Source organism: Paenibacillus pedocola, from assembly GCF_031599675.1.
In the GTDB taxonomy this organism is placed as follows: Bacteria; Bacillota; Bacilli; order Paenibacillales; family Paenibacillaceae; genus Paenibacillus_AQ; species Paenibacillus_AQ pedocola.
Genome location: NZ_CP134223.1, coordinates 5235194 through 5256425, shown reverse-complemented (window position 1 = coordinate 5256425; position 21232 = coordinate 5235194). Strand labels below are relative to the sequence as shown.

Below are 21232 nucleotides of genomic sequence, written 5' to 3'. Positions count from 1 at the left end.
CAAGTAAAACAAAGCGAATGCTTCCGAAGCGGGTTTTACTGCGAAGAATGGTCCTGTAGCTGATGCTTCATAAAACTAAGCGAATGCTTCCGAAGCGAGTTTTACTGCGAAGAAGTGCTTCGTAGCCTAAGCTTCGTAAAACTTTGAAGGAGGTGAATGGTCGCTCGAGGCCCCTTGCCAGGGAGCGCCGAAACACCATGGCCGACAAAGCTACAATTGTCCTCTTTTCCCACGTTTCCAATACACGCAGTATAACGGGTGCAGAGAAGCTGCTGCTGTTCTTCGCCCGGGAGCTGTCTTCCTATTTCAACTGTATTCTCGTAGCCCCCCAGGATGGGAAGCTTACCCGTAAGGCCCGCAGCTCCGGGCTGAGTGTACAGGTGATCCCGATTCCTCTGGTCTACGGAATGTATACCCCTTATGCCGGACTGGAGGCGGATATCCGCAAGCTTCAGGAGAGCCGGGAATACCGCGAGCTGACAGACTGGCTTGCCGCACTCCGGCCGGCATTCATTATTTCAAGCACCTGTGTGCATGCTTTGCCGGCGATGGCGGCGAAGTCTCTGGGCATTCCAGTCGTATGGAAGATCTCCGAGACGATCACCGACAACGATTACACCGGAATCAGCGTAGAGCTGATCCACAGGAACAGCGATGAGATACTGGCCATTTCCCAAACGGCAGCGGCTTGTTTTCCGGAGGATATCCGTGAGGGCAAGGTGACACAGATTCCGCCGTCCTGGAATGACCAGGAAATGATGGTGGAAGCCTGGAGTACGCTCCGGAGTGAACGGCGGCGGGAACTGCGGGTAGCGCCCGGAGAACCGCTCATTGGCTATATTTCTTCTTTCATTAATAAAGAAAAAGGACTGGAGCATTTCGTCAAAATGGCGGTCCTGGTGAGCGCGCAGCATCCGGATGCCAAGTTTCTGGTCATCGGCACTCCGGGAGATAAAAGCTATTATGAACGCTGCGTCCGCAAGGTAAAGCTCGAGGGGCTGACCTCCAGGTTTAAATTCTACGGATATGAAGAATCGCTTCCTTCCGCCTATTGCGCCATGGATCTGCTGGTTGTTCCCAGCCTGATCCGCGAAGGCTTCGGCATGACGGCGCTGGAAGGAATGGCCTTCGGCAAGCCGGTTGTCGCCTATGACTCCGGCGGGCTGTACGAAGTGCTGCACGCCGCCGGCTGCGGCGGGCTGCTCGCCCCGGCGGCGGACATCGGCGCACTGGCCGAGCGCGTGAACAGCCTGCTGGCGGAGCCGCATCTCGCCGCCGCCATCGGCAGTCAGGCGCGGGAGTGCGTGGACGCCGTCTACGGACCGGCGGCTTACCGCACGCGCCTGCAGGGGCTCGCGGAGCGCTGGCAGCTCCGCTACTGCCCCGCGCCGCCTGAGCCCGGCGGCGCCGAACCCGCCCCGCCCCTGCTGCCGGCACCGGGGGGCGTCGAACCGGCGGCGGCCGCTGCGAAGCCGCCGCGCGGCAAGGCGCGCCGCGCTGCACGGCTGCGGCGCGCGAAGCTCCGGCGCGGCAAGCTGAGCCGCGCCAAAGCCCGGGCGCGCCGCAGCAAGCGCCGGGGGACGGGGCGGCGCGGGGGAGGCACCGCGCGCCGGAAAAGCAGCCGCGGCCGCAGGCACCGCGGCAAGCGGACCGGGCGGCGCGCGCATAGCCGCCGGTAGCCGCGCCAAGCTGCAGCAGTGCTTGCCGCACCAAGCTGCAGCCGCGCGGCTGCAGCATCCATTCAACCCTGCCCTATTCGTATGGCAGTTCAATATCAAAGGGGAGTGAACCCATGAAGATCATGACGATTTTGGGCACACGGCCCGAGATCATCCGCCTCAGCGTGATCATTCCGCTGCTCGACGAGCATGCGGAGCGGCATGTGCTGGTGCATACGGGCCAGAACTTCACGGCCAGTCTCAGCGGGATTTTCTTCGCGGAGCTGGGGCTGCGGGCACCGGATTATGTGCTGCAGGATAAGCAGGCGGGACTGGGCGGGCAGCTGGCCGCCATGTTCGGAAGTCTGGAGAGCATCCTGCTGCAGGAGCAGCCGGACCGTATTCTGCTCCTGGGGGATACGAACAGTGCGCTGTGTGCCATTCTCGCGGAGCGGATGGGGATTCCGGTAGTGCATATGGAGGCGGGCAACCGCTGCTACGATTTAAAAGTGCCGGAAGAGAAAAACCGCCGTGTCATAGATGCCGTTTCCACCATTAATATGCCTTATACACAGCAGAGCAAGCGGCATTTGGTCAGCGAAGGGTTTCCCAGCCAGCGTATCGTGCTCACCGGCAACCCGATTCATGAAGTCATTACGCATTATCAGGCGCAAATCAGCAACAGTGATATTCTATCCCGCCTGAATCTGACAGCAGGCCAGTATTTTCTCGTGACCGCCCACAGGGCGGAGAATGTGGATGATCCTGAAGCGCTGCTGCAGATTATGTCAGGACTCAATCTGGTGGCTGAGCATTTTGGAATCCGCCTGATCTGCAGTATACACCCCCGCACCCGCTCCAAGCTGACAGAAGCGTTCCCGCTGACTATGAACCCGCTGGTGGAATTCCATGAGCCTTTCGGATTTTTTGATTTTGTCCATCTGGAACAGTATGCCCTCTGTGCGATTACCGACAGCGGAACCGTCCAGGAGGAATGCTGCCTGATGGGTGTGCCAACCGTAACGATCCGCAGGACGACTGAACGTCCGGAGACGGTGGATTGCGGAAGCAATGTAGTATCGGGTGTGGAGCAGAACAGCATTCTGCGCAGTACCCGGCTGATGACGTCGCTGAGTCCAGAATGGGAGGCACCGGAAGGATATTTGACACCGGATGTCTCGGCTAAAGTAGTTAAATTTTTGCTTGGAGGGAACCTGCATGTTTAATAATAAACGGATTATGGTCACCGGCGGCACGGGTTCCTGGGGGCATGAACTTATCCGGCAGCTTCTGCCGCAAAATCCTAAAGAAATCATTATCTTCTCCCGCAGCGAGTCTGCCCAGGTAGCGATGAGCAGGGAATTCGAAGATAACCGCCTCAGCTTCATTATCGGAGATATCCGAGACAAGGATGCGCTGGTGGCTGCCTGCCGCGGGGTGGACTATGTGTTCCATCTGGCTGCGCTGAAGCATGTTCCCGTGTGCGAGGATCAGCCGTATGAAGCCCTCAAAACGAATGTGGTCGGCACCCAGAATGTAATTGAAGCAGCCATTGCCAACAACGTTGAGAAAGCGATCTACATCTCCACTGACAAAGCTGCGAACCCGTCTAACTTCTACGGCATGACCAAAGCCATCGGCGAAAAGCTGTTCGTGTATGCCAATCTGCTCGGCTCAGGCACCCGGTTCGTAACGGTGCGCGGCGGTAATGTGCTGGGAACCAACGGCAGCGTGGTGCATCTGTTCATGAAGCAGATCAAGGATAAGGGCCAGGTACGCATTACCGATATGAAAATGACCCGCTTCTTCTTCACGCTCCGCGATGCGATCACCCTGTTGTTCAAAGCTTCCGAGGTCAGCATCGGCGGGGAAATCTTCGTCATGACAATGCCGACCTGCCGGATTGTCGATCTGGCCGAAGTGCTGATCGAAGCCTCCGGAAAAAGCGATGTCAGCATTATTGAAGCCGGCATCCGTCCCGGGGAGAAGATTCATGAAATTCTGATGAGTGATTTCGAGAGCCTGACTACGGTCGTCTACGATGAGCAGTACCTGGTCATTCTCCCGACGCTGGATATGCCGGAGCTGAAAGCCCATTACCGGAATTATCCGCATGTGTCCTTCAACAGCTTCAGCTCGGAGAATAATCTTATGGATCAGGAGGAGATCAAGAGCATCCTGATCCGGGGAGGGTTCCTAGAGTGAAGCTGCTTATCCTCGGCGGAAACGGTATGGCGGGTCATATGCTGGCGGCGTACTTTCGCCGCCAGGGCAAACATCACGTCTTCCATACAACCCGGGATAAGAGCGATCTTGGCGGGCTGTATGTGGATGCCGACGATATTGCCGGTGTAGAGAAACTGGTCGAAATGGTCTCCCCTCATTGCATTATCAATGCACTCGGGGTCCTTAATCAATTTGCCGAACGTGACCGGATCGGCGCTTATCATGTGAATGGTTTTCTGCCTCACCGGCTGCGCCGGGTTGCGGATGCCGTGCATGCCCGGCTGATTCATATCAGCACCGACTGCGTGTTCGAAGGAACACGCGGCGGTTATACGGAAGAGGATACGGCCGACGGCACTTCCGTCTATGCCATTACCAAAAGTCTGGGTGAAGTCAGAGCACCCGGCCATCTGACGATCCGCACCTCCATCATCGGTCCGGAGATCCGCAAGGGCGGCATCGGGCTGATGGAATGGTTCCTGGCTCAGAAAGGTCCGGTCTCCGGTTATGAGCGGGTCATGTGGAATGGAGTGACCACGCTGGAGCTGGCCAAAGCAGTTGACAAGATGCTGGATTCGGAGGTGTCCGGCCTGATACATCTGGCTCACCCCGAACCGCTTAGCAAATACGAGCTGCTGCTTCATATGCAGCATGCATTCCACAAACAGGATGTCGAGATTATGCCGGATTCTGTTCATGTTCAGGATCGTACACTTGTAAGTACGAGAAACGATGTTCATTTTGAGCTTCCTTCCTATCCGGTAATGCTCTCAGAGCTGGCGGAGTGGATGAACCAGTCAGCGATGTCCACATGAAGGGGCGGAGGCTGCTGATTACCGGAGCCGCCGGCTTTACCGGACGGCATGCTGTAGCTTATTTCCATGCAGCAGGAGCGGAGGTTACGGCGGTGGTACGCCGTCCGGCCGCCTTATCCGCGGGCTTCCCGGAGGGTGTCAGGGTGCAGGAATGCGACCTCAGCGACCGGAAGGCTGTTGCCGCTATGATTGCTGAAGCGGCGCCGGACGAGGTGCTGCACCTGGCGGGCAAGAACTCCGTTCCGGAATCCTGGCGGGATCCGCTGCTCTATATGGAGACCAATGTAATGGCTACCCTGTATTTGCTTGAAGCCCTGCGTGCCCGGCCGGCAGGCCGGATTCTGGTGGCCGGCTCCAGGCTCAAATACAGACCCGGAACGGCCGACGGGCCGCCCCATCCGTACAGCTTCAGCAAAACACTGGAGGAGCTGGTGTCACTGGCCTGGGGGACGCTGTTCAAACAGCCCGTGCTGCTGGCAGAGCCCTGCAACCTGATCGGCCCCGGCCCTTCGACCGGCTTCTGTTCTTTGCTCGCGCAGCATATTGTGCGCAGTGAAGAAGCTGCGGCAGGAAGGAATACAGAGCCGCAGACGTTCAAGCTCTCTTCAAGGCATGTGCTGCGGGACTTTTTGGATGTGCGTGACGCCGTGCGGGCTTACGACTACATTCTGCGTCAGGGCAAGGCCGGAACCGTCTACCGTATTGATTCGGGAACTCAGCGGAGTCTGGGGGATATTGCCGGGAAGCTGCTGGCCCATGCGGAGGCACCAGTCTTAATGGACTGGGGGGCGGATACTGGGGAAGAGCAGACGGTGAAGCCGGCAGGCTCCGGTGAGCCGGATGCTGCTGACGGACCGGAAAAGAACGCCGCTATCCTTGGCTGGAAACCGGAAATCAGCCTTGAGCATTCCATACAGGATATTGTTGACTATTACCGTTCCGGCAGGGGAGGAAGTTTGTCATGAACATGAATTATCCGAAGGTCTCGGTTATTATTCCATTTTATAATTGCCCCTATATCGAACAGGCGCTGCAAAGCGCCTTATCCCAATCCTGGCAGCCTTATGAGATCATCGTAGTCGATGACGGATCTACGGCTCATGCGGACCGGATTGCTCCTTATCTGAACCATATTCATTACCTGGGCAAAGCCAACGGGGGAACAGCTTCTGCCCTCAATCACGGGATTATCCATGCTACGGGGGATTATGTTGCCTGGCTTAGCTCGGATGATATGTTCTACCATGACAAGATCAACAATCAGGTCAAGTTTATGGAACAAAACGGGCTCCTGATTTCGTATACGAACTTCAATTATATTAACGGGGAATCGCAATTGACCGATATGAACGCTTCACTTGTATTTCCGGACCAGCTGGAATTTTTACGCTGCTTCCTGCAAGGCAATCCCATTAACGGCTGTACGGTAATGTTCAAGCGTGAACTGTTCGGAGCTATCGGCTTATTTAATGAGTCACTGCCCTACACGCATGACTATGATTTGTGGTTCCGGGCGATTCTTAATGGTTACCCGCCAGTCATGCTGAACCAGTCCTTAACAGCCTACCGGCGGCATAGCGGAATGGGCACACTCAAGCATTATGACGTCATTATGGCGGAAGCCGCTGCGACGAACAGCCGCTATCAGGGAATGCTGCGCGGACTAATCGCTTCTATGGGCGGATGAGCACATGAATATCATTTGGGGGAGGAGAGCCTATGTACCGGGAAATTCAAGTGTATGACTTCCTGCCGGTTCTGCTGGAGCAGCTGAAATTCTGCGAGAGTATTCTGGATATCGGCAGCGGCACAGGTACACTGCTTGAACGTTATGAGGCTGCTCTGGTAATTGGCCTGGACATTCACAGACCTTATCTGCTGCACCGCAAATACAAATCACCGCATATTATTCCGCTTCACGCGGATGCCGGCCATATTGATAAGCTGTTTCTGCCGGGAACCTTTTCGGCGGTTACACTGATAGATTCCCTGGAGCATTTCACCATGGCTGAAGGTATGGAGCTTCTGAGAAAAGCAGAGATTATTGCCTCTAACCGTGTAGTAGTGTTTACACCGCGCGGCTTTTTTCCGCAGGAAGGAACGGATCACTTTCATTTGCAGGGCGAGTATTATCAGAGGCACTGGAGCGGCTGGGAGCCGGAGGATTTTCTCGGGCTGGGTTATTCAGTTACGGTGCTTAAAGGGTTTCACCATGCTGAGAATCCGGCCTTCAGGGAAGCGTTCGGGCCAGACCACCCGCCGCTGGATGCTTTACTCGCCTGCAAAACAGTCTAGCCTACGAATTCGGGAAGGAGGTGAGCGCATGAATCAGCAATCCAAGGTTTCGGTGGTCATCCCGTTTTATAATTGTCCTTATGTTCATCTTGCGGTGGAAAGCGTGCTTGCCCAGACTTATCCGGATATTGAGCTCATTGTGGTGGATGACGGTTCAACCCTGCATGCCGAGAAGCTTGCTCCGTTCATGGACAAAATTGTATATATACGTAAGACTAACGGCGGCACGGCCTCGGCGCTCAACCGGGGAATACAGGCTGCCAGCGGAGCTTATTTTGCCTGGTTAAGCGCGGATGACCTGTTTCACCCGGATAAAATAGAGCGGCAGATGATAACCCTCGCGCAGACGGGCACCTCTTTTAATCATACGGCTTATTACTACATTAATGAACACGGGGAACGGGTCTCCGAGGTGGTTCGTGTCCTGATAACCGGCCGGAGCGAAATGATCGCGACAATGATGAAGGGCTGTCCGGTTAACGGCAGCTCTGTTCTGCTCGATATGGATATTTTCCGCAAAGTAGGGCTGTTTAATGAGAGGTTCCTGTATACCCAGGATTACGACCTGTGGCTGCGTATTCTGCCGCACTACGAATGGTCTTATATCGAGGAGCCGCTGCTGGATTACCGTATCCACAAGGAGATGGGTTCTGTCATTCACAACGAAGCGCAAACCCGGGAGATTGAAGTCGTACAGGCAAGGCACAACGGGGTTCTCGCCCGGCTGCTGAGAAAGGAGAGAGGGCAATGAGGCTGACATTCCCGATTCTGACGTTGTCCAGGGGAGGCGCGCAGCGGATGCTGGCAGAATTAGCCAACCGCCTGAGCGACATCGGCCATGAAGTGGTGATCCTTATGCCCAGCGGAGGCAATGTGGAGTATGAGATGAAATGCAGGGTAGAATTCGGGCGGGAGATCGAAAAACTGTCAGAGGATGATTTTCCCTTCAGTGATGTCATCATCTCGAATTACTATACTACTGTGCCTGTAGCCCATAGGGCGAGCGAGCAAGGGAAGGGGCTGCATATCAGGCTTGCGCTTTGCTATGAACCAACCTTTCTGCCTCATAATAACCAGTCTTTTGCTTCCTACAGCATTACCCGCAATCTGATGGTGCTGTCACGCTGGCAGCAGGAAGTCGTCCGGCTCAACCATGGCATCAAAGGGAGAATTGTACCGGTTGGCGTAAACGCTGACTTCACGAATATGCATATGCGCGAGGCAGCGGGCAAAAGCCTTGTCGTATCCGCAATCCTGCGCAAGCCGGAAGGCGGATTCTCGGGCCACCGGGAGCAGGAATATCTTCTGGAGCAGCTTAATAGGGTCAAGGAACTGCATCCCGAGGTGGAAATTTATCTGATTACTCCTCCGGGTGAATATGCTGAGTCAGCTGCATTGAAGATGATGCTGAATGATCACCGTTACCATTTGCGCACGCCTTCTAATGATACGGAACTGAGCTATCACTATAATGAAAGCGACATTTTTGTCAGCTCCAGCACCTTCGATTCCGGCTCCCTGCCCGGTCTTGAGGCGATGCGCTGCGGGGCAGCGCTGGTTACGGTCTATTCAGGAGGCAATATGGAGTACTGCAGGCACGGCCATAACTGTCTGATGTCCTACCGGCACGAGAACAGGCTTGGCCAGGATATTATTTCATTAGTCCGTGACAAGGAGCTGCGCGAACGAATTGCCCGCAAAGGGGAGAGCGATTCACTACAGTTCACCTGGGAGAGAAGCGTGCAGATTTTCCAGTCTGAGCTGTTTGAGATGGTCTCGAAGCAAGGATGAACCCGGCCTGCCGCGTGCCAAAAAAGAACCTTCAACCCCCGGAAATGCGTGATCCGGCAGGCTTGAAGGCTTTTTTGCTGATAAGGATTAAAAAATAGAGAAAGAATTCAGCATTTCGCGGAAGGATTGGGCATAACGCTCAGAGCCGAAACGTGAGACCATATGCATTCTGCCCTGGCTCTGGATGCTGCTGCGCAGCTCCAGATTATTCATGAGCTCCAGACCTTCAGTGACAGCGGCCTCAACATTGCCCAGCGGATAAAACTTGCCCGAATAATTATGGACGATAAAGGACCGGACACCGTCGGAGTCGGTGCTAAGTACGGGGCAGGTACAGCAGACGGCTTCCGCAACAGCATAACCGAATCCCTCTGTGATCGACGTTGACAGCAGGAAACCGCCGGAGCTGGCAATAGAAGAATAATAAAGGGGCATAACATGGTTGGGAATATTGGTGAACACTACAAGCCGGTCGTTCAGTCCCAAGGCATGCAATTCTTCATGAAACAGCTGCTTCTGTTCCTCGCTGGCAAGACCAGGATCATGGAACATCCAGAGATGCAGATTAGGTTTGTGGCGGCGGATCTGATGGGCAATCTTCAGATATTCACTCCAGTTCTTGTTGGTTTCCAGGCGTCCTACCCAGGCGATTACCGGGTCGCACGGCGGTTCGCCGGGACGGAACCTGAAGGACTGGACATCGACAATGTTAGGAATGATATAACGCTGCAGCCAGGGGCAGATAGAGATGAATAGTTCCAGCAGATGATCAGTAGGCGGAATCAGTACGGCATTACAATAAGAACGCAGATAAGGAACGGCATCCATAATCATATCCTTCGCATCACTGCGTCTTCCGAGTCCCTGGGATTCGTATATCAGAAGACCGTCATAGCCCAGCAGGCGCAGGCGTTCCATCAATAAGTAATCGGAGGTTACAATAATAGCGTCGAAATGCTCTTTTTCAAGCAGTGTGCGGATTTCTTCATCCCCTGAAGCGATGTATACGGGATAGTTCGGCTGGTTTTGGTTTGAGGAACCCGGCATGAGGTACAGAACGTGGCACTCAATGCCCTCGCGCTGCAGACTCTCACACCGCAGCGTGTTCAGGGTCTCCACCCCGCCGCTGGGTACATAAAACGTAAATAGAACCTTCATGCTCACCCCTCCTGAGTTCACCTTGCGGAGCCCTACTGTCTATAGGATACGCGAATCTTTCTCCGCGCGTGACAGTGAACCGGAGCATGTGCCAAATCCTTTCAGGATAGCCCGGTCTGCTGCAGGCTATGCTAAACCTTGTTACGCTGCACATCACAGTCTAGAGATGGAGGATGAATTCATGTTGCGATCAAAGCTTAGCACGTCAGTCACAGCCGCGCTGCTCCTGGGGATAGTAAGCCTTACAGGCTGCGGAACCAACAATTCGGCAAACAGCACGGATGTGCAACCGAACAGTGTACGGGGAACGCATGACGGACGGATTCAGGTGAATTCGGTCCGGAATAATAATTCCTATGACAAGATGGAGATAAGTCAGGAGCTTGCTGACCGTGTTGCCGACATGCCGGAGGTGAGCACCGCAAATGTAATGGTCGTCGGAACAAGCGCTTATGTTGCTGTAAAGCTTGATGAAACAAACGGGAAGCCGAATACTCTGGGCACTAATAAAATTCGTACTTATAATAATGGAAACGGCTTCCAGAACAATACCTCCGGCTTGCTTTCCGGCTCCGGCAGACCGATGAGTAACGGAATGGATGCAGGTAATGGAATTGGCCGAAGAGGAACGGTGAACGGCACTCCCGGCATGACCGGTATGGGCGGATCCATGACTGGCGTGCCGCAGAGCTATACCGGGACAGGGACGGTAGGAGGTACCGGAACGGCGAATCCGGAAGCCTATCCGGGCAACGGCGGAAACGGTGTACTGTCCAGCAGCAATTATACCGATGGAACCCGTATGAAGCGGGATATCGATGATAGTATGGGAACCGGGATCGGCACGCGCAGTGTCGCTCCAAATAACAGCTATCAGATGACGGATAACAATGACCTGACTACAGATATGAAGGATAGAATCGCTTCCGTAGTGAAAAAGCAAAATACGGGCATCAAAAATGTCTACGTTTCGGCTAATCCTGACTTTGTGGAACGGGCCGATTATTATGCGCAAGAGTTCCGTGCAGGCCATCCGCTAAAAGGCTTTGCCAAGGAATTCGGCACCATGGTTGAACGTATTTTCCCTACACGCAGCGGGTATTAAAGCCTGCAGCCGCGCAAGAATGGATTAGGCTAGTATGCCTGGAAATGGTTTGGGCTATTCTTTACGTGCCGGCCCTGCGTCACAATAAAAAGCAGCCATCCTGTGATGGCTGCTTCCTTAGGTTATAAGCGGCATTATGCCGGTTAACGATCAGCAACTTTGCGGCCGTTTATCCATACTCCGCTTAGGTTCAGCGATTCATCCAGCAGCAGAATATCGCCGCGTTTGCCGGCCTCCAGGGATCCGATGGTCCGCTGCATGCCAAGGGAAACGGCAGGTGTAAGGCTGGCCGCTCTTGAAGCTTCTTCGAGGCTGAGGCCCACTTCCTGAATAAGAAAGCGGAAGCCGCGGATCATCGTGAGCGTGCTTCCGGCCAGTGCCTCGGGATTATCCTTCAGTGTGGCAACACCGCCCTTAACAAGCACGGGCAGATCGCCAATCGTATATTCTCCGTCGTCCAGTCCGGTTGCGGACATCGCATCCGTAATCAGTAGCAGATTAGCACTCTTCTTAAGCCGGGCGACAATGCCGATTGCCGCCGGATGCACATGAATGCCGTCAGCAATGACCTCAGCGCGGATCCGCTCGTCGAACATTACGGCACCGGCAGCTCCCGGTTTGCGGTGGTGGAGCGGGGTCATGGCATTGAACATATGCACAGCCTGGTTCAGCCCGGCATCCGCCGCAGCGGTAACTTCCTCGAAGGTAGCGTTGGTATGTCCCAGAGCGGCTGTAATTCCGTGCTTCCTCAGCCAGGAGATCGCCTCCAGCGCGCCTTCGCGTTCCGGTGCCAGGGTAACCTGGCGGATCAATCCCGGGTACTGCTGCTCCCAGGCTTCCAGCCATTCAATGTTGGCAGGTACAATATGCCCGGGATTCTGTGCCCCCGGCCATTTCGGACTAATAAACGGTCCTTCCAGATGCACACCGGCCAGCTGGGCATAAGGCATCTCAGCTGCCCGGTAGGCATTCACCTCGGCCAGCACCCGGTCAATATCCGCTTTGGCAGCGGTCATGGTCGTAGCCAGCATCGTAGTGGTTCCCTGCGAAGCGTGAAACCGGGTAATCGTCTCCAGGGAGTCGCTGTCACTGTACATGAAATCGTAACCGGCTCCGCCATGCACATGTACGTCGACAAAGCCGGGAATCAGCAGGCCGCTGTTCTCTGTACATCCCGCCGGCCATTGGGCATAAGCCTCGGGCAGCCAGGCAGCTTCTCCTGCATACTGGATCACTCCGCTGGAGACAGCGATCACCCCCTGTTCTACCAGGCCGGAAGGAGTCAGCACTCTTCCGTAGAGCAGCTCACCGGAAGGGGTTATTTCAGCCATTTTGCAGCTCCTTTATCCAGCAGCACGACAACATTGGGATGGCTCTGCAGCAGCGAGGCGGGGCATTGGGTGGTAATCGGACCTTCCAGCGCATTTTTAACCGCTTCGGCCTTCTCTTCACCACGCACCAGCAGGACAATCTGCCGCGCTTTGAGGATACCTCCGATGCCCATTGTCACTGCCTGGCGGGGCACATCATCCAGCTTGTCGAAGAAGCGGGCATTGGCTTCCCGCGTTTCTTCCAGCAGGTCGACCACATGAGTTCCGCTGCTTAGACTGGCGTCCGGTTCATTGAAGCCGATATGGCCGTTGCTGCCGATACCGAGAATCTGCAGATCCACCGGACCGTTCTCCTCCAGCATTTGGTCATAGGCCAGACACTCGGCAGTAAGATCGGGTGCATTGCCGTTAGGGACATGGGTACGGGCAAGGTCGATATCCACATGATTGAACAAATGCCCGTTCATGAAGCTGCGGTAGCTCTGGGGATGATCCTCCGGCAAGCCAACATATTCATCCAGGTTATAAGATGAGGCTTTGGCAAAGCTGACGATGCCTTTGCGGTGCATTTCAACGAGCCTGGCATATACGCCGACCGGAGAGCTTCCGGTAGCCAGGCCGAGCACGGCTTTGGGATTGCTCTGCAGCAGGCTGACGATCAGGTTCGCACCGGTTTCTGTGAAATCTTCTTCATTATTGAATTTAAGAATGTTCATTAGGATTGGCCTCCCCGTTTATGACGGTAATGTTGGACATTCAGATAAGATTTCTCAAGCTTAGGGATGAAATCCCCGAACCGGGTACTGACCATCCCGGTAAACAGGATATCAATGATATGCAGCTGTGCGATCCGTGAAGCCATATCCCCCCGGCGCATTCCCTGCTCCAGCGAGGAGGAGAATAAGGGGATGCCGGCCAGCGTAGCCAGTGTGCTGCTGCCGTATGAGGTAAGCGAAATGGTGGACGCGCCGCTGGCTCCGGCACAGGCTAACGCATCGATGGTTTCCGGTGTTTCGCCCGAATAGGAGATGGCAAAGGCTACATCACCCGTGGAGAGTGAGGAAGCGGAAGTGATCTGCATATGTGAGTCAGCAAAAGCAGTGCAGTTCACACCAATGCGGATCAGCTTCTGGTAGAAATCCTGAGCGACGATCGACGAGGTCGCCATCCCGTACAGATCGACCCGGCGGGCGTGGCACAACAAATCAATGGCACTTTGCAGCCGCTCCAGGTCAAGCAGCGAGGTGGTATCCCGGATGGAGGTCAGATGGTTGGCCTGCATCGCTTCGACGATAAAGGGCAGCGGATTTCCGGCAACGATGTCCTGATAGGAGGATCCGCCCTCCTGCGGAGAGGCATCACTATGCGCAAGCTCTGCCGCCAGCTTGACCTTGAAATCAGGGAAGCCTTTGAAATGCAGGACTTTGCAAAAACGTGTAATTGTAGCTGGGCTGATCCCGCACTGCTCGGCCAGCTCTGTGATTCCCATATGAACCACTTCTCCGGGGGAGGACAGGATGCGCTCCGCCAGCTTGCGTTCCATCTGGGAGAAGCTTGCCTGCTCATGCTCCAGGGCATGCAGAATAGGAGACATTTCTCCACCTTCTTTTCTTCATGATGAACGGACAACAACTTCATAATTGAAATTATTTTAATTATTATGTGTATATTAGAGAAAATTATTTTCATAATCAGAATAAAACATATTCCTGCCGGATGCAAGCAAGAGTTTTTGCGGATACTGAGCGGATATTAAAAGGATATAAAATATAAGGTAAATATAAAGTGGATATAGATTTGTTGATCAGCTAACTAAGTGTATAGAAACGAAGGTTCAACGGATGAGATAATAGTGGGAAAACCTCCAACTGATCTCTATTATTTCACCTAACAACGTAATTTAGGTGGAAACTCTCCCGCTAACACTCCAAAAAATGCTGATTTTGAGCCATATGTAAGATATTAGATGGAGAAAATCCGACTAGCGTCTGTCTCCGTCCCGTGGAGAGGAAATTAGATGGAGAAAATCCCATTATTGTGCCTTCATCCAGTTAAAGCGAGCGTTACTCATATAGAGTCCTCATTCCAAAGTAGCTAGGGTAATAAAAGTTGGATTAACAGATAAAAGTTAGTGGAAATTGCATGGATGAATGTTGGATACGTTGGATGGGCGAGTGGGAGAGTGGGAGACATATAGGTAGATGTGGGATAGATGTGTGGATCGGCAGAAGTGTAGAGAGGGGGATTGGGGGGAATAGAAGAACGGATAAACAGCCCAAAAAAGCGGAGAACCTCCCAAACCTTCGGGTAATGGTTCTCCGCTCTTATAACCTCTGATTATCGAGGATTCAGCTAGTTATGATATTAATTGGCTGTACGCGTTTTCCTGTTGGTTCTGCCGCGCAGCATCTCCCAGAGGATAAACACCAGGACCACAAGCTGCGGCAGCAGCGTTTCCCAGGTCGGAAACAGCCCGAGCCAGCTCACGGCAGGTAATGCGTTCTCCACATGCGCCGGCAGCTTGCCGGCCACCTGGAGCGAATGAAGGCTCTCGCCAAGGAAACGGAAGACCAGATAATAGATCAGCAGGGTAGCTACGCGGAAGAACGCAGCGATCGGCAGCTTGGCGCTCAGCGCGATAATGGCATACCCCACGATAATCAGTACGGCCAAGGCGGCCCCAATCCCGAGCAGCAGCTGCGGGGTTGTAATGGAGGAAGCCATCCCGGCATAAAAAATCGTTGTCTCCGCGCCTTCCCGCAGAACGGCCAGGGCCGCTACGAAAAATAGAGACCACAGACTGCCTTTGGCCAGCGCGCCATCCACCTGCCGTCCCACGTACCGGTTCCAGGCGGCAGTGTTCGATTTGTTGTGCATCCAGCGTCCGATGGTGAGCATCATTACTACGGCAACAAGTCCGGTAATTCCTTCTATGAGCTCCCGTGCTCCTCCGGAAGCCGCTTGCGATATCGTAAGCGTAAGGAGGAAGGCAAGACCTATACTGAGGATAAGACCGGAAGCAGCACCTGACCAGACCCAGCGCTGGGTTCTTGGACCGCCTTCTCTTTTGAGATAGGATAGCAGGGCAGACAGCACCAGAATCGCTTCAAGCCCTTCACGAAGCAGAATCAGGGCAGCATCCCAGGCGGTGTAGGTTGTCTCACCGGCCAGCGGCGTCAGCTCCGCCAGCATGTTATCGATCACTTTCAGTGCTTCTTCAAGCTTTGGCGGATCAGAGAGCAGCTTGCCGGTGACGTCTGCACTTTCATTCTCGATATTGGTGTACGTTTTGGGCGAGGCAATTTGTACCTGGCCTTCAGCCGATGGCCAGGCGACGATGAACTGCTCCATGATCCCGGCCGCAGCGGAGCTATCCCCGGCTGTAGCGGCAGCGGATGCTTTGTTCAGGTAGCTGATCAGCCCTTCGATGGAAGCAGGCTCCGCTGACGAGTCTCCCGCAGCGATGGCCTTGCCTTCGCTGTAATCGGAGAGCAGCGTATAAAGCGCCTCTGCTTCGGCTTTGGCCGCTTCTTCGCGGAGCGGCTCGGCCTGCAGCGCGATCCGCAGCAGGCTGATCTTCGTCTCCAGCTGGGCGTAGACCGCCGGATTGTCCACCCGGATGCCGCGCTCCGCCGGCGCCCAGCTGTTCACGACGGTGCGGTAGGCCTCAGCCGCCGCCGTCCAGTCGGCGCGCAGCGCCGCATCCCGCGTCGCCTTCGCCGCGGGCAGCAGCTTTGCCGCGGCTTCGCGCCCGGCGGCGCTGGCGTCACTGCCGCCTGACGCGGCAGTGACGTACGCGTCCACGCTTCTGGCGAGCGTGGACAGTGCCTTAGATGCGGGCGTATCTTCGCCCGCATCTAAGGCCGACGCCGCAGCTGCGAGTGCGGCGTCCACCTCGGCAGCCGGACCGGCGAGTGCCGGGTCCGGCGTGCCTTCGTTCGCGGTGCGCCACAGCGCGGCGAACGATTCCACATCGGCGGCGGCCGCATCCCAGCGGCCCTGGCCGGCTTCGACGAGCGCGCTGCCGACCGGCGGCAGCAGCTCGTCCAGCGCCGGCCCCGCCGCCGCGGCGAAGGCTGCCGGCCTGCCCGGCAGCAGCAGGAGCAGGCCGCCTAAGAGCGCGGCGGCCAGCATGCGGCGCCAAGCGTTATGTAACAACCATCCCATAGGGGTTACCCCTTCCGTTCAATGATATTGGCACTGATCTGTTCACTCTGCATAGGCTGCTCCACATTTAGCCAAGCAGCGTCTCCCCGATATATCCGCCCTCGCGGACACCCGGGAAGCAGGCAAATACGGCACTGCCGGTATGGAGAATGTATTCATTCAGCATGTCGCTTTTGGCGAGGCGCTGCTGGATGCTGACGAACTGCTTCACCAGGTCCTTTTGGAAGCTGATGAACAGCAGACCGGCATCGAGCTGGCCTGTTTTGAGATTCATTCCGCTGGAGTACGAGTAGGAGCGGCGGAGAATCTTGACCGATCCGTCGCCGTGCGACAGCGCGCTGTGGGAATTCGGCGGAACAACCGGCCGCCCGGCCGCGTCCTTCGCTTCCAGATTAAGATCGGCGAATTCGTCCTTGGCACCGATCGGGGCACCGCTCTGCCGGTACCGCCCGAAGGTGTTTTCCTGATCGCTCAGCGGGGAGCGGTCCCATACCTCAACGCGCAGCTGTACGCGCCGTACGGCCATGTAGGTGCCGCCGTTCATCCAGGCAGGACCGTCGCCGCTGCCGCTCCAGACGATTTCCTGCATCGCGGCTGCATCCGTCACATCCGGATTGCCGGTTCCGTCCTTGAAGCCCAGCAGATTGCGCGGCGTGCCGCCTTTGGGATCGGCGCCGCCGGTCCGCTGGAAGCCCTCCTGCGTCCAGCGCAGCACAGCTGTGCCGCGGGCGATACGCGCCAGATTACGGATGGCGTGGAACGCCACCTGCAGATCGTCGGCGCAGGCCTGCACGCAGAGATCGCCGCCGCACCACTGCGGCTCCAGCGCATCTCCCGCAAAAGCCGGAAGATCCGCAAACGTAGACGGACGCTTCGAAGCCAGTCCGAAACGTCCGTCAAAAAAGGCAGGCCCAACCCCAAAGGTAAGTGTACATTTGGAGGGAGAGAGCCCGTCGGCTTCTCCGGTATCGGACGGAGGCAGGTTGGGGTTGTCATTGACGTTGCCGATCAGGCTGCCTGAAGTGAGCGCGGCGGCTGCGGTGGTCCATGCTTCCAGCAGCTGCTTCACCTCGGCGAGCTTGATTGTCGTCAGATCAAAGGCCGCAAAAACGATGAAATTCTGCGCAGGTGTCAGAATTCCGCTCTGATGACTCCCGTAAAACGGGATGATGTCAGCATTCGCAGCCAGTGCGGCGGGGGCGGGCTCGGACGCCTTACGGGCAGCGATGATGCTGCCTGCACCGGTTCCGCCCAGCAGCAGCCCCAGGCCGCCGACGCCGGTAAGCCGCAGGATATCGCGGCGGCTTAATTTTTGATCCATTAATCCTTCACTCGGCTTCGTCACGGGTTTTGCGGATTTATCTTTTTTCATACCGGTCACACTCCTAGAATAGTACCCATATTGGACAGCGGTTCGGCCAAAGCGTCCAGATTCTGGCTCAGCTTGCGGATCTCGTCTTCCTTCAGGGTTTCATAGGAGACATAACCGTCACCGGATTTGAAAGGAGCCAGTTCGTTCAGCAGCGCGGTAAACCGTTCGCCGATCGTCTGGTCCAGTGCAGGGTCTTTTTTCGCCAGCTCCGGTTTCAGCAGCTCGTAGATTTTCTGTGCTCCCTCAACATTGGCTACAAAATCATAGAGGTCCGTATGGGAGTAACGTTCTTCTTCACCGGTAACTTTGGAGGAGGAAACCTCGTTCAGCAGGCCGACGGCTCCGGTAACGAGCAGCGTGGCGTCGATATCGGTAGTTTCTACCTTGGCACGCAGCAGCTGCGCATCCTTCAGCAGCTGGTCGGCGACTTCAGACATCCCGTCAGTCGTCCCGTTTTGCCAGAGGGCCTGTTCAATCTTATGGAAGCCGCGCCAGTCAGCCGGATCTACATCATTTTCCCGGGCATCGATATTCGGATCCAGATCCCCCAGCGCTTCGGCAATCGGTTCGATCCGTTCATAGTGCATGCGTGAAGGTGCGTACAGCGCTTTGGCTTCCTCGAGCTGCCCGGCTTTTACAGCCGTGGTGAAGCTTTCGGTCATTTTGACGAACTCATCGCATTGCTCGATTACATAATTGCGATATTGTTCAATAGCTGAGGTTAAATCGGCAGCAGCGGGTGCGGTTGTTGAGGCGGGCGCACTGGCTGTATTACTGCTGCTCGCAGCAGCGGCCTCATTGCCCGAATTGTTGTTATTGTTGTTGTCATTGCTTGCACACCCGGTGAACAGAATGGAGGCAGCGAGCAGCCCGGCGGGAACAGCGTAATTAAATTTCAATTAGAACACCCCTTTGTTTATGTATAAGTTATAAGAGCAACGTCCCCATGTGTAAATGATAATCGTTATCATTTGTGCTGGATTTATCATAAATCCCTGCATAGGGGCTGTCAACAAAAAAATGTGACGTATATCACAAATACAATCCTGTCCTCTCCCGAAAAAGGAGAAATTAGGTAATTCCGCCACGCTAGATTTGCAGACATAGGATCGAATTCAATGCTTGTCCAAACTGTCTCCTGTATAAATACAAGGTTCCGCCGGAAGAATACAAAACCCTTAAAGAATATGGGTTTATCATACAATGGTCACAAAATATTGTCTTTTTCCTGTGGACACCTCTTTCAAAATACGTTGGTTATGCTATAATGAAAGCGTAAACAAAACAGCTGTTGACTATAGATTTCATCGCTCAAGGAGGATGAACGTAATGCTGGAAGGACTTAAGGAACTTAAAAATTGGGTAGTAGGAATTTGGCAGCCGGGGATGACTTCCGGAGAGGAAGACTATCTGAAGATGGAATACACCGTACAGCGGCATCTTCATACGCCACAATCCCCAAGCCCGCTCACTTATGAGGAACAGGCCCGGATTAAGACGGTCAAATACCATTAATCTTAGCGGCTTCAGATAAAGAAGGAATGAATAACTTAACCTGTAACCAAAGGCCGCAGGCCCGGAGGATGCTCCGGAGCTGCGGCCTTTTATTTGCTTATCTTCAGATCACTCAATGCCGTCGTCGCTTTTGTATTCCAGAATATCTCCGGGCTGACACTCTAAAGCCTTACAAATTGCCTCCAAAGTAGATAAGCGGACCGCCTTTGCCTTGCCGTTTTTCAGTATAGAAAGGTTAGCCATCGTGATTCCAACCCGCTCCGAGAGCTCGGTTACGCTCATTTTCCGCTTTGCCAGCATCACATCAATATTGATTATAATCGCCATTATCTTCACCTCAGACCGTCAGATCGATTTCGGATTTTAGTTCGATGGCCTCTTTTAAAAGCCTTTGAAGCACTGCCGCAAACACGGCGATTACCATGGAGGCAAAAATCAGAATCAGTCCGATGACTATGATCCCGGGTGCATCGTCTTTCTCCGCCATAAGGTAGAAGAGCGGCATCCCCAGTACAAACAAGCTGCTGATGGCAAGCGCAGAGTATTTTATACGCTTCAGAGCCTCTACCGATAATTCCGAGAACGCTTTTTGCTTGTCAATGTAGCCTAACAGCTTAAAGGCCTGATACAGGGCGAAGTAGAAGGGCAGTGCCGTTGCATACAGATCGATCCAAACGAGCACCTTCAAAAAACGATAATCCGGATACAATTCGGCGGCAAATTCCCCAATCTCGGGCACCAGAAAAATGCAAATAGCAAGTACCGGAATGCCAATCAGAATAACAGCCGCCCTTAAAAAGAGTGTAGTTCCCCGTTCCATAAAAAATCCCCCGCTTATTCTTGTGATTAATTCGAATTTAACACAAAATATATCGTTTTACAATAAAAAAGTCATGTTAATGAATATATTATTATTGTTAGATCAAAATATTCCTGTGCCAATAAATTCCTGCAACAAAAAACCTCCCCTCATCCCGGAGGATAAAGGAAGGCATAAACGTGTCACTTCTGAAGCACCTGGGGGCCGCTATTTCCGTTTCTTCCCGACTGCGCCCATATAGATCACAAATTCTTCATCACCGTCTAATCTTAAAATTTCATCAATCAGCTGTTGATCATAGATTCCAATTGCACAAGCACCTGCACCGATGGATTCACTGGCTAAATAAAGATTTTGGCATACATGTCCAACATCGATGAGGATTTTTTTGTGTGCTGAAATATCATATTTCCATTCGGACCGGTAGGGGGTTGTACTCCATGCAAACAGTACAGCAGCCTTCTTGGCAAAGTTAGGGACAAAGGGCTGATCCAAAGTAACCGCATCAATCTTTTGTTCAAGCTCATCCAGTTCAAACATGAATAAGAGCTTGTGTTCCACCGGAAGGTATCTATAGATTCCCTGCTGAATGCCTTCAACCCGCATAATCATTAAATAGGTTTCAAAGGTGTGTGTCGCCCCGCTGCAGGGTACCGTCCGTAGCGTAAGCCCGTTTTTATTCATACCTGTAATCCCTTGGGTTGCCCATAATAAATAGGATAACTCCCCGAGACTTAAAGTGTCCGCAGAATAAAACCGGGTACTTCTTCTTTGATCTATACAATCAAAAATGTTGTCGTTACTAACAACGTCTTTGCTGACCTTTGGCAAATCAATAAGTACGGATTCCGAATCAAAGGGCTTAACAATTGGCGGTTGTGTTATTCCCTTGATCTTATCTGTTTTTATATGTTTGAATTCATGGAAATTAGATTTTAGAAACTGCCTTTGTTGCTCGTATCTTGTCATAACAAATCCT

The 21232-nt window shown here is 54.0% G+C and carries 21 protein-coding genes; 11 read left to right on the top strand and 10 right to left on the bottom strand.

Annotated features, from left to right (window positions below; all coding sequences use genetic code 11):
* Positions 1 to 197: 197 nt before the first annotated feature.
* The 9 genes from QU597_RS23240 to QU597_RS23200 all read left to right on the top strand — a co-directional run bounded on the left by QU597_RS23240 (position 198) and on the right by QU597_RS23200 (position 8785).
* Positions 198 to 1679: a glycosyltransferase family 4 protein gene (locus QU597_RS23240; RefSeq protein WP_310830020.1), complete on the top strand. Its 1482-nt coding sequence runs from the start codon at positions 198 to 200 to the stop codon at positions 1677 to 1679.
* A gap of 113 nt (positions 1680 to 1792) precedes the next feature.
* Entirely contained in the window at positions 1793 to 2884 is a 1092-nt protein-coding gene (gene wecB, locus QU597_RS23235) for a non-hydrolyzing UDP-N-acetylglucosamine 2-epimerase (RefSeq protein WP_310830019.1), read from the top strand.
* A complete protein-coding gene (locus QU597_RS23230; protein WP_310830018.1) occupies positions 2877 to 3863 on the top strand; it encodes a polysaccharide biosynthesis protein in 987 nt (328 codons plus the stop codon). Before wecB ends, QU597_RS23230 begins: the two co-directional genes overlap by 8 nt.
* Positions 3860 to 4699, top strand: a complete 840-nt coding sequence (locus tag QU597_RS23225) for a dTDP-4-dehydrorhamnose reductase family protein (protein ID WP_310830017.1) — start codon at positions 3860 to 3862, stop codon at positions 4697 to 4699. The genes QU597_RS23230 and QU597_RS23225 overlap by 4 nt, the downstream gene beginning before the upstream one ends.
* The gene (locus QU597_RS23220; RefSeq protein WP_310830016.1) at positions 4669 to 5664 is read left to right on the top strand and encodes an NAD-dependent epimerase/dehydratase family protein; all 996 of its coding nucleotides are present in this window, start codon (positions 4669 to 4671) and stop codon (positions 5662 to 5664) included. The genes QU597_RS23225 and QU597_RS23220 overlap by 31 nt, the downstream gene beginning before the upstream one ends.
* Entirely contained in the window at positions 5661 to 6386 is a 726-nt protein-coding gene (locus QU597_RS23215) for a glycosyltransferase (RefSeq protein ID WP_370656208.1), read from the top strand. The genes QU597_RS23220 and QU597_RS23215 overlap by 4 nt, the downstream gene beginning before the upstream one ends.
* 32 nt (positions 6387 to 6418) lie before the next feature.
* Complete coding sequence (locus tag QU597_RS23210; RefSeq protein ID WP_310830015.1) at positions 6419 to 6994, top strand: class I SAM-dependent methyltransferase; 576 nt, start codon at positions 6419 to 6421, stop codon at positions 6992 to 6994.
* A 28-nt stretch (positions 6995 to 7022) separates the two neighbouring features.
* On the top strand, positions 7023 to 7745 hold the full coding sequence (locus QU597_RS23205) for a glycosyltransferase family 2 protein (protein ID WP_310830014.1): 723 nt from the start codon (positions 7023 to 7025) through the stop codon (positions 7743 to 7745).
* Positions 7742 to 8785, top strand: coding sequence for a glycosyltransferase family 4 protein (locus QU597_RS23200; protein WP_310830013.1), 1044 nt, complete (start codon positions 7742 to 7744; stop codon positions 8783 to 8785). Before QU597_RS23205 ends, QU597_RS23200 begins: the two co-directional genes overlap by 4 nt.
* Positions 8786 to 8872: 87 nt before the next feature.
* On the opposite strand, the gene QU597_RS23195 is transcribed toward QU597_RS23200, so the two are convergent.
* Positions 8873 to 9943, bottom strand: a complete 1071-nt coding sequence (locus tag QU597_RS23195) for a glycosyltransferase family 4 protein (RefSeq protein WP_310830012.1) — start codon at positions 9941 to 9943, stop codon at positions 8873 to 8875.
* Positions 9944 to 10124: 181 nt separating this feature from the next.
* Between QU597_RS23195 and QU597_RS23190 the strand changes: the two genes are divergently transcribed.
* Entirely contained in the window at positions 10125 to 11048 is a 924-nt protein-coding gene (locus tag QU597_RS23190; protein WP_310830011.1) for a YhcN/YlaJ family sporulation lipoprotein, read from the top strand.
* A 143-nt stretch (positions 11049 to 11191) separates the two neighbouring features.
* Here the strand turns inward: QU597_RS23190 and nagA are convergent, their stop codons facing one another.
* The 6 genes from nagA to efeO all read right to left on the bottom strand — a co-directional run bounded on the left by nagA (position 11192) and on the right by efeO (position 18817).
* On the bottom strand, positions 11192 to 12379 hold the full coding sequence (gene nagA / locus QU597_RS23185) for an N-acetylglucosamine-6-phosphate deacetylase (protein ID WP_310830010.1): 1188 nt from the start codon (positions 12377 to 12379) through the stop codon (positions 11192 to 11194).
* Positions 12367 to 13095 (bottom strand): glucosamine-6-phosphate deaminase, encoded by a 729-nt coding sequence (gene nagB, locus QU597_RS23180; protein ID WP_236335372.1) that lies wholly within the window; start codon positions 13093 to 13095, stop codon positions 12367 to 12369. Before nagB ends, nagA begins: the two co-directional genes overlap by 13 nt.
* Positions 13095 to 13973, bottom strand: coding sequence for a MurR/RpiR family transcriptional regulator (locus QU597_RS23175; protein ID WP_310830009.1), 879 nt, complete (start codon positions 13971 to 13973; stop codon positions 13095 to 13097). The genes nagB and QU597_RS23175 overlap by 1 nt, the downstream gene beginning before the upstream one ends.
* A gap of 770 nt (positions 13974 to 14743) precedes the next feature.
* Positions 14744 to 16546 carry an FTR1 family iron permease gene (locus QU597_RS23170; protein WP_310830008.1) on the bottom strand — a complete coding sequence of 601 codons (1803 nt, stop codon included), beginning with the start codon at positions 16544 to 16546 and terminating at the stop codon, positions 14744 to 14746.
* A 67-nt stretch (positions 16547 to 16613) separates the two neighbouring features.
* On the bottom strand, positions 16614 to 17918 hold the full coding sequence (gene efeB, locus QU597_RS23165) for an iron uptake transporter deferrochelatase/peroxidase subunit (protein ID WP_310830007.1): 1305 nt from the start codon (positions 17916 to 17918) through the stop codon (positions 16614 to 16616).
* A 5-nt stretch (positions 17919 to 17923) separates the two neighbouring features.
* On the bottom strand, positions 17924 to 18817 hold the full coding sequence (gene efeO, locus QU597_RS23160; RefSeq protein WP_310830006.1) for an iron uptake system protein EfeO: 894 nt from the start codon (positions 18815 to 18817) through the stop codon (positions 17924 to 17926).
* Positions 18818 to 19247: 430 nt separating this feature from the next.
* Between efeO and QU597_RS23155 the strand changes: the two genes are divergently transcribed.
* The gene (locus QU597_RS23155) at positions 19248 to 19433 is read left to right on the top strand and encodes a hypothetical protein (protein ID WP_310830005.1); all 186 of its coding nucleotides are present in this window, start codon (positions 19248 to 19250) and stop codon (positions 19431 to 19433) included.
* A gap of 108 nt (positions 19434 to 19541) precedes the next feature.
* On the opposite strand, the gene QU597_RS23150 is transcribed toward QU597_RS23155, so the two are convergent.
* The 3 genes from QU597_RS23150 to QU597_RS23140 form a co-directional block, all read right to left on the bottom strand.
* The gene (locus tag QU597_RS23150) at positions 19542 to 19760 is read right to left on the bottom strand and encodes a helix-turn-helix domain-containing protein (protein WP_310830004.1); all 219 of its coding nucleotides are present in this window, start codon (positions 19758 to 19760) and stop codon (positions 19542 to 19544) included.
* 10 nt (positions 19761 to 19770) lie between these two features.
* Complete coding sequence (locus QU597_RS23145) at positions 19771 to 20253, bottom strand: DUF2975 domain-containing protein (protein WP_310830003.1); 483 nt, start codon at positions 20251 to 20253, stop codon at positions 19771 to 19773.
* 207 nt (positions 20254 to 20460) lie between these two features.
* Positions 20461 to 21222: a SagB/ThcOx family dehydrogenase gene (locus QU597_RS23140; RefSeq protein WP_310830002.1), complete on the bottom strand. Its 762-nt coding sequence runs from the start codon at positions 21220 to 21222 to the stop codon at positions 20461 to 20463.
* Between the last annotated feature and the right edge of the window lie 10 nt (positions 21223 to 21232).

Excerpts from the sequence above, each read along its gene's own strand:
- QU597_RS23240 (WP_310830020.1), top strand. The coding sequence starts at position 198 with ATGGCCGACAAAGCTACAATTGTCCTCTTTTCCCACGTTTCCAATACA.
- wecB (WP_310830019.1), top strand. The coding sequence starts at position 1,793 with ATGAAGATCATGACGATTTTGGGCACACGGCCCGAGATCATCCGCCTC.
- QU597_RS23230 (WP_310830018.1), top strand. The coding sequence starts at position 2,877 with ATGTTTAATAATAAACGGATTATGGTCACCGGCGGCACGGGTTCCTGG.
- QU597_RS23215 (WP_370656208.1), top strand. The coding sequence starts at position 5,661 with ATGAACATGAATTATCCGAAGGTCTCGGTTATTATTCCATTTTATAAT.
- QU597_RS23210 (WP_310830015.1), top strand. The coding sequence starts at position 6,419 with ATGTACCGGGAAATTCAAGTGTATGACTTCCTGCCGGTTCTGCTGGAG.
- QU597_RS23205 (WP_310830014.1), top strand. The coding sequence starts at position 7,023 with ATGAATCAGCAATCCAAGGTTTCGGTGGTCATCCCGTTTTATAATTGT.
- QU597_RS23200 (WP_310830013.1), top strand. The coding sequence starts at position 7,742 with ATGAGGCTGACATTCCCGATTCTGACGTTGTCCAGGGGAGGCGCGCAG.
- QU597_RS23195 (WP_310830012.1), bottom strand. The coding sequence starts at position 9,943 with ATGAAGGTTCTATTTACGTTTTATGTACCCAGCGGCGGGGTGGAGACC.
- QU597_RS23190 (WP_310830011.1), top strand. The coding sequence starts at position 10,125 with ATGTTGCGATCAAAGCTTAGCACGTCAGTCACAGCCGCGCTGCTCCTG.
- nagA (WP_310830010.1), bottom strand. The coding sequence starts at position 12,379 with ATGGCTGAAATAACCCCTTCCGGTGAGCTGCTCTACGGAAGAGTGCTG.
- nagB (WP_236335372.1), bottom strand. The coding sequence starts at position 13,095 with ATGAACATTCTTAAATTCAATAATGAAGAAGATTTCACAGAAACCGGT.
- QU597_RS23175 (WP_310830009.1), bottom strand. The coding sequence starts at position 13,973 with ATGTCTCCTATTCTGCATGCCCTGGAGCATGAGCAGGCAAGCTTCTCC.
- QU597_RS23170 (WP_310830008.1), bottom strand. The coding sequence starts at position 16,546 with ATGGGATGGTTGTTACATAACGCTTGGCGCCGCATGCTGGCCGCCGCG.
- efeB (WP_310830007.1), bottom strand. The coding sequence starts at position 17,918 with ATGAAAAAAGATAAATCCGCAAAACCCGTGACGAAGCCGAGTGAAGGA.
- QU597_RS23155 (WP_310830005.1), top strand. The coding sequence starts at position 19,248 with ATGCTGGAAGGACTTAAGGAACTTAAAAATTGGGTAGTAGGAATTTGG.
- QU597_RS23150 (WP_310830004.1), bottom strand. The coding sequence starts at position 19,760 with ATGGCGATTATAATCAATATTGATGTGATGCTGGCAAAGCGGAAAATG.
- QU597_RS23145 (WP_310830003.1), bottom strand. The coding sequence starts at position 20,253 with ATGGAACGGGGAACTACACTCTTTTTAAGGGCGGCTGTTATTCTGATT.
- QU597_RS23140 (WP_310830002.1), bottom strand. The coding sequence starts at position 21,222 with ATGACAAGATACGAGCAACAAAGGCAGTTTCTAAAATCTAATTTCCAT.